General features: G+C 57.4%; 15 protein-coding genes. All 15 read left to right on the top strand.

Annotated features, from left to right (window positions below):
* The gene (locus JOD69_RS06095) at positions 1-2,316 is read left to right on the top strand and encodes an Ig-like domain-containing protein (protein WP_086133698.1); all 2,316 of its coding nucleotides are present in this window, start codon (positions 1-3) and stop codon (positions 2,314-2,316) included.
* An 11-nt stretch (positions 2,317-2,327) separates the two neighbouring features.
* Positions 2,328-3,023 carry a hypothetical protein gene (locus tag JOD69_RS06090; protein WP_077732058.1) on the top strand — a complete coding sequence of 232 codons (696 nt, stop codon included), beginning with the start codon at positions 2,328-2,330 and terminating at the stop codon, positions 3,021-3,023.
* Positions 3,020-3,424: a hypothetical protein gene (locus JOD69_RS06085; protein WP_077732059.1), complete on the top strand. Its 405-nt coding sequence runs from the start codon at positions 3,020-3,022 to the stop codon at positions 3,422-3,424. The genes JOD69_RS06090 and JOD69_RS06085 overlap by 4 nt, the downstream gene beginning before the upstream one ends.
* Positions 3,425-3,433: 9 nt before the next feature.
* On the top strand, positions 3,434-4,282 hold the full coding sequence (locus tag JOD69_RS06080) for a hypothetical protein (RefSeq protein ID WP_077732060.1): 849 nt from the start codon (positions 3,434-3,436) through the stop codon (positions 4,280-4,282).
* Between the two features lie 9 nt (positions 4,283-4,291).
* On the top strand, positions 4,292-4,972 hold the full coding sequence (locus JOD69_RS06075) for a carboxypeptidase-like regulatory domain-containing protein (protein WP_086133699.1): 681 nt from the start codon (positions 4,292-4,294) through the stop codon (positions 4,970-4,972).
* Positions 4,969-7,188 (top strand): hypothetical protein, encoded by a 2,220-nt coding sequence (locus JOD69_RS06070; RefSeq protein ID WP_086133700.1) that lies wholly within the window; start codon positions 4,969-4,971, stop codon positions 7,186-7,188. Before JOD69_RS06075 ends, JOD69_RS06070 begins: the two co-directional genes overlap by 4 nt.
* Before the next feature lie 19 nt (positions 7,189-7,207).
* On the top strand, positions 7,208-7,576 hold the full coding sequence (locus tag JOD69_RS06065; RefSeq protein ID WP_086133701.1) for a hypothetical protein: 369 nt from the start codon (positions 7,208-7,210) through the stop codon (positions 7,574-7,576).
* 61 nt (positions 7,577-7,637) lie between these two features.
* Positions 7,638-8,183, top strand: a complete 546-nt coding sequence (locus JOD69_RS06060) for a hypothetical protein (RefSeq protein ID WP_086133702.1) — start codon at positions 7,638-7,640, stop codon at positions 8,181-8,183.
* A gap of 130 nt (positions 8,184-8,313) precedes the next feature.
* Complete coding sequence (locus JOD69_RS06055; RefSeq protein ID WP_077732066.1) at positions 8,314-8,538, top strand: hypothetical protein; 225 nt, start codon at positions 8,314-8,316, stop codon at positions 8,536-8,538.
* Between the two features lie 167 nt (positions 8,539-8,705).
* Positions 8,706-9,989 carry a formylmethanofuran dehydrogenase subunit B gene (locus JOD69_RS06050; protein ID WP_086133703.1) on the top strand — a complete coding sequence of 428 codons (1,284 nt, stop codon included), beginning with the start codon at positions 8,706-8,708 and terminating at the stop codon, positions 9,987-9,989.
* Between the two features lie 601 nt (positions 9,990-10,590).
* On the top strand, positions 10,591-12,261 hold the full coding sequence (locus JOD69_RS06045) for a formylmethanofuran dehydrogenase subunit A (RefSeq protein ID WP_086133704.1): 1,671 nt from the start codon (positions 10,591-10,593) through the stop codon (positions 12,259-12,261).
* A gap of 84 nt (positions 12,262-12,345) precedes the next feature.
* A complete protein-coding gene (gene fhcD, locus JOD69_RS06040) occupies positions 12,346-13,242 on the top strand; it encodes a formylmethanofuran--tetrahydromethanopterin N-formyltransferase (RefSeq protein ID WP_077732069.1) in 897 nt (298 codons plus the stop codon).
* Positions 13,239-14,051, top strand: a complete 813-nt coding sequence (locus JOD69_RS06035) for a formylmethanofuran dehydrogenase subunit C (protein WP_086133705.1) — start codon at positions 13,239-13,241, stop codon at positions 14,049-14,051. The genes fhcD and JOD69_RS06035 overlap by 4 nt, the downstream gene beginning before the upstream one ends.
* A 148-nt stretch (positions 14,052-14,199) precedes the next feature.
* A complete protein-coding gene (gene rplU, locus JOD69_RS06030; RefSeq protein WP_086133706.1) occupies positions 14,200-14,511 on the top strand; it encodes a 50S ribosomal protein L21 in 312 nt (103 codons plus the stop codon).
* A gap of 20 nt (positions 14,512-14,531) precedes the next feature.
* Positions 14,532-14,795: a 50S ribosomal protein L27 gene (gene rpmA / locus JOD69_RS06025; protein WP_077732072.1), complete on the top strand. Its 264-nt coding sequence runs from the start codon at positions 14,532-14,534 to the stop codon at positions 14,793-14,795.
* Positions 14,796-14,848 lie beyond the last annotated feature (53 nt).

Genomic DNA, 14,848 nt, shown 5'->3' with positions numbered 1-14,848 from the left:
ATGTCTCGCCTCATCTATCGTATGGTGTTCTGGCTCGCCGCTGCGGTGCCCCTGACGGCGGTCGCCGGCAAAAACATCGCCCCCACTGTCAGCCTCACCGCACCGCTCAATAGCGCGAGCTTCACTGCCCCGGCCACGATCGCACTGTCGGCCACCGCCACCGACACCGACGGCAGCATCGCCAAGGTCGACTTCTATCAAGGCACGACGCTGATCGGCACGGCTACCGGCACGCCCTACACATACACGTGGTCCAATGTACCCGCAGCCAGCTATACGCTTAGGGTCATAGCCACCGATAACCTGGGTGCTTCCGCTATCTCCGAGCCGGTCGTCATCACTGTCAACCGGCCGCCACTAGTGGCGCTTACTGCGCCGGCCAACTGCGGCGCATTCGACACCTCGACCGGCCTCGACCTGAACGCCGACGCCGTAGACCCCGACGGCCACGTGGTCCGGGTCGACTACTATGCGGATGACGTCCTCGTGGGCTCGGTCGACAACCCCTCATCTTATCTGGAGGCCGGCAACGCCTACTGGTTTCATTGGGCCGGCATGTCCGCCGGCACTTATACCCTCACTGCCCGTGCCATAGACAACCGCGGCGCGGTCGCGACCTCCGAACCGGTCATCCTCACCATTGCCCCGGCCAATCAGCCGCCATCGGTATACCTCACTGCCCCGGCGAATGGCGCGGTTTTCGGGACCACCGAACCAATCTCCGTCTCGGCGGAAGCCCAGGACAGCGACGGCAGCATCGCCAAGGTGGAGTTCTACCGTGGTACAACGCTCATCGGCACCGACACCGCGCCACCTTACTCTGTCATTTGGAGCGGCGCCAAATCGGCCGGGCAATATGCGCTGTCGGCCCGCGCTACCGATAACCGCGGGGCGCTGACCGTATCGGCGGTCGTGTCCATTACCATCAGCGCCAACGCGCCGCCTACCGTCAGCCTCACCTCCCCAGCTAACGGCGCGAGCTTCACCGCACCAGCCACGATTAATCTCGCTGCCAACGCCGCCGACTCCGACGGCAGCATTGCACAGGTCGAGTTTTTCAGCGGCTCGACTCGGCTTGCCACGGTCACCACTGCACCCTATGCCTACACTTGGTCCGATGTGCCTGCCGGGAGCTACTCCCTGACAGCAAAAGCCACGGACAACCTCGGCGCGACGGCTACTTCCGCGGCGGCAAGCATCACGGTAGCCGCCCCACCGCCCAACACCCCGCCCACGGTGAGCCTCACCAGCCCCGCGGCGGGCGCCAGCTTCCAGGCGCCGGCGACGATCACTCTCAACGCCAGCGCCGCCGACGTTGACGGCAACATCGCCAAGGTCGACTTCTACCAGGGTACGACGATCCTAAGCACAGCCACCAGCGCGCCTTACACGTTCAACTGGACCAATGTCGCTGCGGGCAGCTATACCCTTACCGCCGTGGCCACCGACAACCTGGGCGCAAGCACGACCTCGGCACCGGTGAGCATACTGGTGAATGCGCTCGGGCTCACTATCATGAGCCCCGCCGACGGCGCCACTGTTGCGGGAGATCACGTGACGGTGAGCGGCCGATTCCTCGCGCCCCTCCATTCCGGCATCAGCGTCAATGGCGTAGTAGCCACCCTTGTGGACGGTGATTTCTACGCCTATGACGTGCCGATTGCCACGGAGACTCAAACCCTCACCGCGACGTTAACGACGCTCGACGGACAGACGGTCAGCCAGTCGATCTCGGTCGCCGGCGCACCGGCGCCGGGCGTACTGATACATGCCGAGCCGCAGAGCGGCCTGTCGCCGCTCAAGGTGGATTTCAGCGTCACGAACAACACGTCGAGCCCGGTGCAGAAGGTGGAGGTCGATTGGGACGGAAACGGCACCATCGATTTCACCGCGAGCGTGAACTTCAACCTTACATATTCGACGCCGTGGACCTATCGGACGGCCGTCAAAGTGACATTGGAGGATGGTTCGGTCTTCACCCAGAGCTTCCCGATCGTGGTGCAGGATCCGGAGCAAACGGATCAAATGTTCCAGTCCCTGTGGACCGGCATGAACAGCGCCCTGATCGCCGGGGACAAGATAACGGCGCTGAACTATCTGAGTCCTCCGGCGCGAGCGAAGTACGGACCGGTGTTTGATGTGCTTATGCCGCATATGGCCGAAATCATCGGCAGCTATACCGAGCCCCAGTTAGGAAGCTATGCCGAAGGCATGGCTGAGTACGCGATCGGCCGCACGATCGATGGCGTGAACCACGTCTTCCTGATCTATTTCCTGCAAGATCCCAGCGGGATCTGGCGCCTGGATTCCATGTGAGGTAAAGCCCGATGAAAACCCTTTTCATGACCTGTCGCTTGCTTCTTGTCCTCACGTCGCTATCACTGCCGGCCTGCGCCAAGACCTATTCGGCCAAGCCGATTACCGCAACCGTGGTCGACGCCGAGACTTGGGAGCCGCTCGAAGGCGTTAATGTCGTGGCGGAGTGGATATTGCACTATCCCACTTGGCGGAGTGATGGCTCCCTGGAAGTTGCCGAAGCGGTGACCGATAAAAAAGGGCAGTTTCATATTCCCGGCTGGGGACCGAAAGCGGTTCCCAGTCATTTGCCGCATGGCACGAGACTGGGAAATATAGACCCAGGGCTTTACTTTTTTAAGAGTGGCTATCGGGTTCGCGCCCTAGACAACAGTCGTCGGCAGCCGGAACGGCTTCTGCCCAGGAACGACATCCCCGTGCGCTATTCCGACTGGGATGGCAAGCTCATCTGGCTGGAGAAGTTCAAGGGCAGCCTGCAAGACTACGCGAGCATGGTCAAGTCCGCTTCCGGTTTTCATTTCCAGGACTGCAAATGGGTGAAGTTCAGGCGGTGGCTGATGGCGATGTTCCGGGAAGCGGACAGGCTGAATGCGGCCGGAGTGAGCGGAGTGCGCAACAGCACCATCGATTACCGATGGTGGTCCTCAAGACGCGATAAGAACGAATGTGGCCGCTTGGAAGAAATCTTCTCGGAATATCTGAAATGAAACGGCAGACGATACCCGCTTTGGCCTTGGCGGCGCTGGTGAATGCTTGGCAGACACACGCGTATGAGATTCCGGCCCACGGCGAATTGTCGAGCGCAGCATCCGACAAATCCATGCTGGCCGACCAGTCCGTACTGCGGAATCTTGGGCTTGACGCCACCCAGAAATTTCCCGCGACCCAAGGTGACGATTCGGAGGAGTTCGTGAATTGTAAGCACGGTGAATCTTATCTGATAGGGGAACTCATCGCCTGTGGCGCCCAGTTCGAGGACGTGCCGAACGACCGCAGTACGAACCACTTCTTCGATCCGGCTCATAAATCAACGCTTTTTCCGGATGGCGCGCCGCTCACCGTTCTGCCATTTCCTACGGGGAGAGGATGGCGTTTGGATTTCATGTGAGGACTGGTCATGAAAAATTTCCTGCTTCCCATCTTGACTGCGCTGCTGTTGCCCCTGCAGGCCTGCGCGACGAAATACTCGGCGGAGCCTATTCAGGCGCGGGTGGTCGACGCCGAAACGAAACAGCCGCTAGAAGACGTGAACGTGGTGGCGAACTGGCAACTGGAAGGGGGCCTTGAAGGCGGCACCAACCTGGGACAGATGATGGTAATGGAAACCGTCACGGATAGTGCCGGGCAATTCAGTTTCCCGGCCTGGGGGCCGAAGGCGATACCGAGCGGATATCCGTTGGAGTACCAGAACGCCCGGTTGAAAGATACGGATCCCCAATTGCTGTTGTTCAAAAGCGGCTATAAGTATCTAGCCCTCTATAACCGCAAGACAGCGGAGCAAATGCGCGGCAAAGGGCCTTCCGTCAGAACGTCCGATTGGAACGGGAAGACTATCGAGATGCGAAAGTTTAAGGGAAATCTTGAAGAATACGCGGGAGAGCTTTCTTATCTAAATATCCTCTTGGAGAATGTGGCGGTTCTTTATCCTACAGAGCTTCCTCAGAACCCCTGCAAATGGAAAAGAATTCCATTGGTGATACTGGCTACTGGCAAGCAAAATGAAGTCTTTAAGGCTAACCATATCCGTTTCCGGACTTTGGGGTTATATGACCGGTTGCTTTCGAACGAAAAGTACTATTCAGAAAAAGGGTGCGGATCGGTCAAGGCATTTTTCAGGGAGTATGAAAAATGGAGCTCAAATGGCGAATTTTTTCGAACCGGCACACTAACGGCCTACATATCCTGGATGGGACTTTATGAAACTTGGGCTTGCTGCCCCTACGGGCAAGATTTCCTCGATGAATGAGATAGCAAAATGAGCAAGTTCCGATTCCTGTTACTGGCGTTCGTGCTGATTTCTTTGCTGGGCTGCGGCGCGCCTTTCTACATCGCCGACCCGATCGAGGCGCGGGTGGTGGATGCCGAGACGAATCAGCCACTGGAAGGCGCGAACGTGGTAGCGAACTGGCAATTGGTGGTCGGCAGCCTCGATGGTGAGCGTGATAGAGGCCAGCTCGAAGTAAAGGAAACCGTCACGGACCAGGCCGGCCGCTTCCACTTCGAAGGCTTCACTAAGCTCAATCCGATGCTGTACGAACTGCGCGATCAAGACCCTCGAATCATCATCTTCAAGCCGGGCTACGAGTGGAAGATGATCACAAACAACTATCCAGGGGCTGGGACGAAAACGCCAGGCATTCATCGCAAATCGTGGGTGAGCGGGCGAACTATAAAGTTAGCGAAAGCGGATCCCGTTGTTACTCACACAATGATCAAGATTTTCTACGGTGGATTGTATTCATATTTGGTAGATATTGTGGAAGATTGCGAGTGGAAAAAAATACCGCTCATGATCTTGGCCATGGATGCTGAAAAAAAACGCCTCAAGGCAATTGATCCACAGGCCGATATTGAAGTTTGGTCAATTGGTCTCCTTGATCAATATAAAGGAAGATGCGGATCGGCGGATGAGTTTTTCAAGGAGTATGCCAAATGACAATAAAATCGTTCTTCTTTATATTTATAGCCGCTATATTGGCATGGGTGATTCCGGCCTGTGGATACGAAGTAGGGACGCATACGACAATGGCAGCTTATGCGGCACAAGATTCAATTCTAAGCAAACTTTCGACGCTAAAACAGCTTGGGCTGAAAGGCGTAGACCTCTACGATGAGAGCCAAAAATTCCCTAATTCAGACACGTTGTTAGGCTTTGGCGTTAGCAACCTGATGACCATTAGCGCACTGATACAGCATGGTGCCGCTTTCGAAGACAATCGCCGCGATATCCAGGCGCTCTATCACTTTTTTAATCCAGTAAATGGGCAAGGCTTGACGGTGGACGGCTGGATGCCGGGTGCGCCCTCTCCGAATTGGGCGTTGGAGGATATCCAGGATTTCAGCACGGACCAGCCGTTTTCTTACAAGAAAGGGCGGCAGTATTTTTATGACGCGCTGACCAAGCCTGACAAGGCGGAGCGGGACAAGAACTGGGGCTTGACCTTCCAGACGCTGGGGCACGTTATCCACCACTTACAGGACATGGCCCAACCCCAGCATGTGCGCAACGAACCGCATTGCGATGGACTGATTTGCGCATTTCCCGGCTATTTCCTGGGCCTGTGGAATCCAAGCCTCTACGAGAAGTGGACGCTGAGAAATCCCCCGGCCAATATGTGGTTCACCACTTATGCTCCGGTATATTCCGCCGACGATACCGGCAATTTCACCACGCCGCGCCAGTTCTGGACAACTACTGAAGGAAACGGCACCGGGGGAAACGGCATCGCCGAATACACTAATCGAGGATTTTTTTCCTCCGGGACGCTTTTCAGCTCGGAGGCACTTCCTTCTCCGACATTGTCTTCCTTGATGAAGGGACAGCCCCTTGATGTCGTAACTGTGTGCGCAGAGGCCGAGGCGCAAGGGCGGCCTCCTTGCCCTCCCGCCATCTCGGGTGAGATTACCTTCTTTGCAAACACCGTCACAGATAGTCTCCGGCCCAGCGAAACCAGGGACAATCCACGGGCAGCGAGCTATTCGCTATTCGATCCAGAACTAGAAAAGAAAGGAGTGGCTCCTGTCTTTGCGCTGAACCGCTTTGACTTGGATTCTGCCCACGAGTTCCTCATCCCCCGCGCTGTCGCCTACTCCGCCGGCCTCATCAATTACTTCTTCCGGGGTAAGATGGAAATCTCCCTGCCCGACGAGGGCGTCTACGGCGTCGTGGATCACTCGGTCGAGAAAGCGAAGAACACGGACGGCTTCCGCAAGATCAAGCTTAAGTTGAGAAACGTCACGCCCGCCGTCACTGGAGTGGAACCCATGGGAGCGCCGGGCAAGCTCCAGGCCGTGGCCAAGTTTCACCGCAACAGCTGCTATCAGCCGGACCTGTCGGGGGAATACGGCGCCGAGGATGAAAATAATGCCAGGATTAACGACTGGAAACAGTGCCGCTCGAAGCAGGAAGATATCGTCGTCTCGGAGGAGACCGACGTGCCCGCCGGCATCAATGCCGACGCGCAGCCGGTTACGTTCCTCTTCCCGACTCCCATCCCCATCAACGCCACGGACCTCTACCTGCAAGTCGTCTATCGCGGCCCGTTAGGGCAGGAGGAAGACGCGGTGGCGGTCGCCACCAAGGACATCGCCGAACCCGACTTCCAAATCGGCAGTTACAATACTATGGAGCAATATTTATGGGGAGGGTTGCCTTTTGGGTTATACCCTTTCAAGCAGTACTATTGTGACCAGATCCTCAAGGTCGATTATGATACCTGCAAGTACCGGTATCGATTCTCCGCTTACTTTCGTTTTGTACCCCCGACGAATTTCGATCCCGCCAACCCGGTTGAGACGTATGCCGCGACGGCAGCGATCGAAGGCGTTCTGGTGAGCCGGTATGGACGGCTCGCGGTGCTGACCGACCCAGGGTCTTTTTCCGCCTATTGGATGAAAATCTTTCCGGAAGGGTATCCGGCAGGGTCCACTCCGGATCTCAGTTCAGAACCCTCTCTTCATACGTATACATACACTGCGACAATCAACCAACTCGATCCGGAAACCAATACTATGGATTCCACCCCGTACCGCGAGAAACGGGGAATCTATGGCGCTCAGGCTATATACGAAACATTAAGCGACACTAACCTCTCCGAACCCCCACCGCTAATAAACCCGCTCGATCCCGTGCCTGCGCGGGTAAATTATTGATCCATGCGGGATCCCATTCATGAAACCCGGACTCGAGCCGCCCCTGATTACCCTGGTGCTCGCGCTACTCCTGCTATTCCACGACGCTGCCGGACGTGAAAATCGCAAATCCGGAAAAGCATTTTGCCGAGAAAAGCAGGTCGAGAAAGAGTTCGAGGCGAAGCGGAAAGCCCTGTATACAATCCAGAATGCCCTGCAAACCCTCAAGAACACCCAGCCCAACCAATACGTTGCCGATTATCAAAATTATCTGAAGAGCTTGGAGCGGCTCGCGCACGGAAAACGGGGCCAAAAAGATAAAGGGGGCAGACCCCTTTGTAAATTCGCGCGCGAGTACTTCTACCAGGCGCTCACCTCGCCGCCGTTGCCGGACCGGGAGGACAACTGAAGCAAGCTGTTTCAGACTTCGGGCGGCATCCGGCAGCCCGCTTCCGTGTGAAGGAGCGTCCATGGAACTACCCCGCATCATTTTGTACTTATATCTTCTTCTCACCGCACTATCGTTGCCGGCCTGCGCCAAGACCTATTCGGCCAAGCCGATTACCGCGACCGTGGTCGACGCCGAGACCTGGGAGCCCTTGGAGGGCGTCAACGTGGTGGCGGACTGGGTACTGTACGACCCTGCGTGGCGAAGTACCGGAGAGTTGGAAATAATAGAAGCGGTCACGGACGAGCAAGGTCAGTTCCATATCCCCGGCTGGGGACCGAAAGCGGTTCCCAGCCACTTGCCGTATGGCACGAGACTGGGAAACGAGGATCCAGCGCTGCAATTCTTCAAGGGTGGCTATCGGATTCGCGTCTTGGTCAATAGTCGGCAGCCGGAACGGCTCCGGCCCGAGAACGACATCCCCGTGCGCTATTCCGACTGGGACGGCAAGGTCATCAAGCTGGAAAAGTTCAAGGGCACTTTGGAGGATTACGGGAAATATATTCATGACCCAATGCAATATATGGGTAGTGGAATTCCCTGCCCAAGGAAAAAAATGCCGCGTTGATCAAGGAACGAGAACGTCTCGATAGCTTGGGTATCCATAACACCAATCTTCCTTCCCTACAGGCCATGGAAAACTACTTCAGCTTTGAAAATTGTGGTTCCGCCAGGGAATTCTTCCGGGAGTACCTGCAATGAGCAGACTAACTTCCAAGCTGTTTGGAGTTCTGTCGGCGGCTGTCTTGGGCGCATCGGCTTTCGCCTATGAAATGCCGACTCACCGTGTGCTATCTGAGCAGGCGGCAGCAAAGTCCAGACTGAGCCAACCCGATGTCCTGGCTGATCTGGGGCTCACCAAACCCATCACTGATCCCACCCAAACCTTTCCGATCGATTACGGCTCGTGCCGCCGAAAATAGCAGACGATTACGGGGCCCAAGTATTAGCTGGCCCGAAGTTGAAAGTTGAGGCCGAAAGACCTATTCTTGCGCGATTTGGTGCAACACCTGCGCCTGTCCGCATATGATCCTTTACCTCTTCGGCGGCTACGCCACCCGACGTCTTGATATCTCTTGAGAGAAATGGCATGACCGAAAGTACCCAAACCCGCGTTTTCGAAAACGTTCCCAGCCCGTTTTGCGGCATAGCCTCGGACGACCTGAAAATCGAAGTCGAGGGCCAGCGGGTCAGAATCCTCGAGAACGGTGACGCCGTAACGATTCCCGGCTTCGAGCAAGCGATCGCCGATACCGTTCCACGCATCGCCGGAAAGCCGGCTACGCTGGACCAGGCCGTCGCGCGCGCCTCGGAAATATTGAAAAGCACTCGCCTCCCGGTATTCAGCGGCTTCGGCACCGATGTCGACGAAACCCGCGCGGCGCTTTCCTTGATCGACCGTTGCCGAGGCGTGTTCGATCAAATGCGTGCCGAAGGCGGCTTGCGCAACCTCTTGGTGCTGGCCGATTCCGGCTGGATGGCGACGACCTTGGGCGAACTCAAGAATCGGGTGGAGGTTCTGGTCTCGTTCGGTACCGATATCGAACTCAATTTTCCGCGCTTCTTCGAACGCTTCGTCTGGAACAAGGAAACGCTGTTCAACGGTGACACCGGCAAGCGCGAAATCATCTTCATCGGCCGCGCCCCGACCGGCCAGGCGGCCACCGCCCCCGACGGCCGCCCGCCGAAGGTCATCCCCTGTGCCCAGGAGAGCCTGCCGGATGTGGCGGCGGCGCTTTCGGCTCTGGCCAAGGGCGCGAAACTTCAAGCGGAACAGGTCGCCGGCATCCCCGTCTCGGAGCTGCAATCGGTCGTGGATCGGCTGCGCCAAGCCCATTACAGCGTCGTGACCTGGGCCGCGGGACAACTCGCCTTTCCTAACGCCGAACTGACCGTACAGCAGCTGTGCCAGATGGTGGCGACGCTGAATAAAGACACCCGCGCCGCCGTATTGCCACTGGGCGGACAGGACGGCGATCGCACCGCGAGCCAGGTGTGCGCATGGATCAGCGGTTATCCTACGCGCGTCAGCTATGCTCGAGGTTACCCAGAATACGACCCCTACCACAACGGCGCGGCACGACTCCTCGCGAACAGCGAAGCGGATGCCCTGTTCTGGATTTCGAGCCTGAGCTCGACGCCGCCTCCGGCGAGTGACGTACCCACGGTCGTGATCGGCCGCTCGGGAATGCGCTTCGAATCCGAACCCGACGTGTTCATTCCCGTGGGCGTGCCCGGCATCGACTTTGCCGGCCACATGTACCGTTGCGACAATGTCGTCGCCATGCCGCTGTACCAACTCCGCAAGTCCGAGCTATTCAAAGCATCCGATGTGCTTCGAGCGATCGAGCAAGCACTCGGCTCTACCACGTAGCAACAGTCTCCGATAGTTCCTATTCCCTCCCGGCTTGCCCCGCCGCATTCCAGAGCAAACCGGGAGGACAGGCACAGAATCAGCCCGTTCAAACCGCTGTTTGCACCCCGCCCCATACTCTGGCGATACCCTTTTCCGTCCGAACCGATGCCGTCGAGTTGAAAAGTTAAACCGGGTTGCTTATTCTTCCGGGCTATACCAAGCCTACGGAAGAGGCATTGTGTCAGATTGATTCGAGTTTATTGGCCGTCCCTTCCAGAAAATCCTGGGACCGCGTGTTTTTGCATAACTTTGTGAATACGCGGGTCCAACGATGAGAAGTGGCGAATGCTTTGCTGGGACTTGGACATATTTAGCCTCTTCCGGCTAGGAATGGCTCCATAAAGACATTTACATCAGTTCGATGCCAGTACCGCCTTTTCATCCCACCCATCGATCTCCAGCGTCATTGCATGACGACTGCGGCGGCAAGACCGATCCGCTGAGATTGGTGTTTCTGACGACGACCCCGAGGTGCGACCGCCCGGACTGGGTCGGATTCCGGATATAACCGGACCAGCGGTATCACCTTGCGGTAACGATCCACAGGAGAGCTTGTTTCATGCTGATTAAACTCACGGGCGGCACTGTCTACGATCCCGCGCACAACATCGATGGCCAGGTGCTGGACATTTACATCCGCGACGGCCGGATCGTTCCTCACTCCGATATTCAAGGCATGGCGCCCGATCAGGAATACGATTGCCGCGGCAAAGTGATCATGGCCGGAGCCATCGACATGCACACGCATATCGGCGGCGGCAAAGTGACGATCGCCCGCAACCTCCTGCCGGAGGATCACCGCGCCGATCCATCGCCCCGTTCGGGATTAAAACGCGCCGGCTGCGGCCATGCCACGCCCTCCACGCTGACCACCGGTTATCGCTATGCGGAAATGGGCTATACCGCCGGCTTCGAACCGGCGGTGCTCCCCATCAACGCCCGCCAAGCGCACATGGAAATGGCCGACGTACCGCTGATGGACGTAGGCGGCTATGCCATGCTCGGCAGCGATGATTTCTATCTGCGCCTACTCTCGTCCGGCGCCGACCAGCAGGTCATCAACGATTACGTGGCCTGGACTCTGCACTCCAGCCAATGCATCGGCATCAAGGTGGTCAATCCCGGCGGAATCAGCGCGTTCAAATTCAACCAGCGCAAGCTGGATCTGGACGATCAGCATAGCTATTACGGCGTCACGCCGCGCCAGGTTTTGCAGAAACTGGCCAGGGCGGTACACGAATTGGGCGTACCTCACCCTCTGCACGTGCACGGCTGCAATCTAGGGGTGCCGGGCAATCTGGAAACGACGCTGAACACGATCACCGGCATCGAAGGCTTGCCGATGCATCTAACTCATATCCAGTTCCATAGTTATGGCACCGAGGGCGACCGCAAGTTTTCTTCGGGCGCGGCACAGATCGCGGAGGCCATCAACAAGAACCGCAACATCACGGCGGATGTAGGGCAAATTCTGTTCGGCCAGACCGTCACCGCGTCGGGCGACTCCATGCGCCAGTTCGTCAATTCCCATCATGCCCATCCGAACAAATGGGTGTGCATGGACATCGAATGCGACGCCGGCTGCGGGGTGGTACCGTTCAAGTACAGGGACCAGAATTTCGTCAATGCCCTGCAATGGTGTATCGGGCTCGAAATCTTCCTGCTGGTGGACGATCCCTGGCGCATTTTCCTCACCACCGATCACCCTAACGGTGCGCCATTCACCACCTATCCCCATTTGATCCGGCTGCTGATGGACAAGAGCTTCCGCAACGACATGCTCTCGACCATCAACGCCGATGCCGCCGCGCTGAGCACGCTCGGCTCCATCGACCGCGAGTACAGTTTGTACGAGATCGCGATCATGACCCGCGCCGGAGCCGCCAGGCTTCTCGGCCTCAGCGACCGCGGCCATTTTGGCGCGGGAGCCGCCGGGGACGTTACCGTATACACCGAACAGGAGGACAAGGAGGCGATGTTCACCAAGCCCGATTATGTCTTCAAGGACGGTGAACTGGTCGTCCGCAACGGCGAAGTGGTCAAAGTCGTCTGGGGCAATGTGCACACCGTCAAGCCGGAGTTCGAGCGCGCGGGTATCGAAGGGCGACTGCGGGACTATTTCGATCGCTACCACACCATGAAGATGGACAACTTCATCATCCGCGACTGGGAAATCGAGAACGATGGACGCAGCAAGATTCTCGTTCATCCCTGCCAAGGTCAGGCCTAACAAGAATGGCGCGAGCATTCTCCCCCGTTGAGACGCAAAGCACCCGAATTCTGCAAATAAAACAAAAGAGCCGTGAGGAACTGCATGAACATTAACGGCGTCCAGATCGATGCGACTTTCGCCGAAGCCTTTCCGATGAGGGCCACACGGGTCATCATCACCGCTCAAAATCTCAAATGGGCTTATCATGCGGCTCAGGCCATGACAGGCTTCGCCACTTCGGTAATCGCGTGTGGCTGCGAAGCAGGCATAGAGCGAGAACTCGATCCGAGTGAAACGCCGGACGGACGACCGGGCATCTCCGCGCTGATTTTCGCCATGGGCGGCAAAACCTTGGCCAAGCAAGTGGAAACCCGCGCAGGCCAGTGCGTGCTGACCTCGCCCACCTCGGCACTGTTCGCCGGCATTCACGAAGGCGACAAGATTCCCTTGGGCAAGAATCTCCGCTTCTTCGGGGACGGATTCCAGATCTCCAAGCGCATCAACGGCAAACGGTATTGGCGCGTCCCGGTCATGGACGGCGAGTTCCTCTGCGAAGATACCACCTGCACCGTCAAGGCCGTAGGCGGCGGCAACTTCCTGATCCTGGCGGAAAGCCAGCCGCAGGCCTTGGCCGCTTGCGAGGCCGCCATCGAAGCCATGAAAAAGATCCCCAACGTCATCATGCCTTTCCCCGGCGGCGTGGTGCGCTCGGGCTCGAAGGTCGGCTCCAAGTACAAAGCCTTGTCGGCGTCGACCAACGACGCGTTCTGCCCCACGCTCAAAGGTCAAACCAGGACGGATTTGAGCCCCGAAATCGAATCGGTCATGGAGATCGTCATCGACGGCTTGACCGATGACGACATCAAGAAAGCCATGCGGGTCGGCATCGAGGCGGCTTGCAGCCTGGGCGCCGAAAACGGCATACGCCGCATCAGCGCGGGCAATTACGGCGGCAAATTGGGTCCTTTCCTATTCCATCTTCAGGAGATCATGGCATGACGGCGCTCACCTTCACCCTGAAGGCCGAACTCGAACAACGGATCGACGTGTCCCCATTGACGCCGGATCGGCTCGCCGACAAATCCGCGAGTGAAATCGGCGCCGAATTGCTGCAATACGGCAACCGGCAAATACGTGCCGATGAACTGTTTTCGATCGAAGGGCAAGGTTCCGACCGCCTTATCTTCCGCGGCAGCCGTAAGCTCGACTATATCGGGAAGGGCATGAGCCAGGGGGAAATCCGCGTCGAGGGCGATGCCGGCAGTTATTTGGGCATGCACCTCAAGGGCGGACGCATCATCGTAAGCGGCAACGTCGACGCTTACGCCGCTTGCGAAATGAAAAAAGGCGAAATTTTGATTCGCGGCAACGCCGGAGATTTCCTCGGCGCAGCCCTTCCCGGCAATAAGAAGGGCATGGCCGGCGGCGTGGTCATCGTCAAAGGAAACGTCGGCGACCGCGTGGGCGACCATCTGCGGCGCGGCGCCATTCTTATCGAGGGCAACGCCGGGAATTATCTGGGTTCGCGTATGACTGCCGGCACCATTGCCGTCCTCGGCGAAGTCGGCGCACACCTCGGCTATGCCATGAACCGGGGTACCGTGCTGCTTGCCCGGACACCGGCATCCATTCCGGCTACCTTCAATGATTGCGGCACCCATACGCTCGGCTTCATACCGTTGCTTCTGAAAGGCTTCCAGGGATTGGAGACCCGGTTCTCCGAAATGTCCGACACCCTCAAGCGGGTACGGCGCTATGCCGGAGACATGTGCGGACTGGGCAAGGGCGAAATACTGATAGCCGTCTGATGACATACTTCGCTGCGTGCGAGTGACGGATCGACTTCGGCTAACGCGGGCTTGTTTTGAGTCAGAAAATGCAGCTGGTTGACTGCCTTGGGTATACACGGTTATCATTCCGTGTTTAAAAGAATTTCATGCGTTGGAGCCAACAAAAATGTACGCGGTTATACAGACAGGCGGCAAGCAATATCGGGTGAAACAGGGCGACGTGGTCAAGGTCGAAACCCTGAATGCCGACGCCGGCCAGCAGATAGAATTCGACAAGGTATTGATGGTTCAGACGGATTCCGGCTTGAAAGTAGGCAAACCCTTCATTGATGGCGGCAAAGTAACCGCAACCATCAAGGCTCATGGCCGGCACCCGAAAATTAAAATCGTCAAGTTCCGCCGGCGTAAGCATTACATGAAGCAGGCGGGCCACCGGCAGAATTACACCGAAATTCAGATCACCGGTATCTCTGCCTAATCGAAGAGCGAGGAATCACGATGGCACACAAGAAAGCAGGCGGCAGCTCGCGCAACGGCCGCGATTCAGAATCCAAACGACTCGGCGTGAAACGCTTCGGCGGTCAGTTCGTGCAAGCGGGCAGCATTATCGTGCGGCAGCGCGGCACCAAATTCCACGCCGGTGAGAATGTAGGCTGCGGAAGAGACTATACGCTTTTCGCATTGGCCGACGGACAGGTCCAGTTCAAGGTGAAAGGCCCGCTCAAGCGCAAATACGTCAGTATCGTTCAAAGCGAAGCCTAAGGATCAAAGCGGCTTTACGGGCCGCCCTTTTAAATAGGAAGAAGCCTCGTCCG

The organism is Methylocaldum sp. RMAD-M (assembly GCF_017832375.1).
In the GTDB taxonomy this organism is placed as follows: Bacteria; Pseudomonadota; Gammaproteobacteria; order Methylococcales; family Methylococcaceae; genus Methylocaldum.
This window is presented reverse-complemented; position numbering and strand designations above follow the sequence as displayed.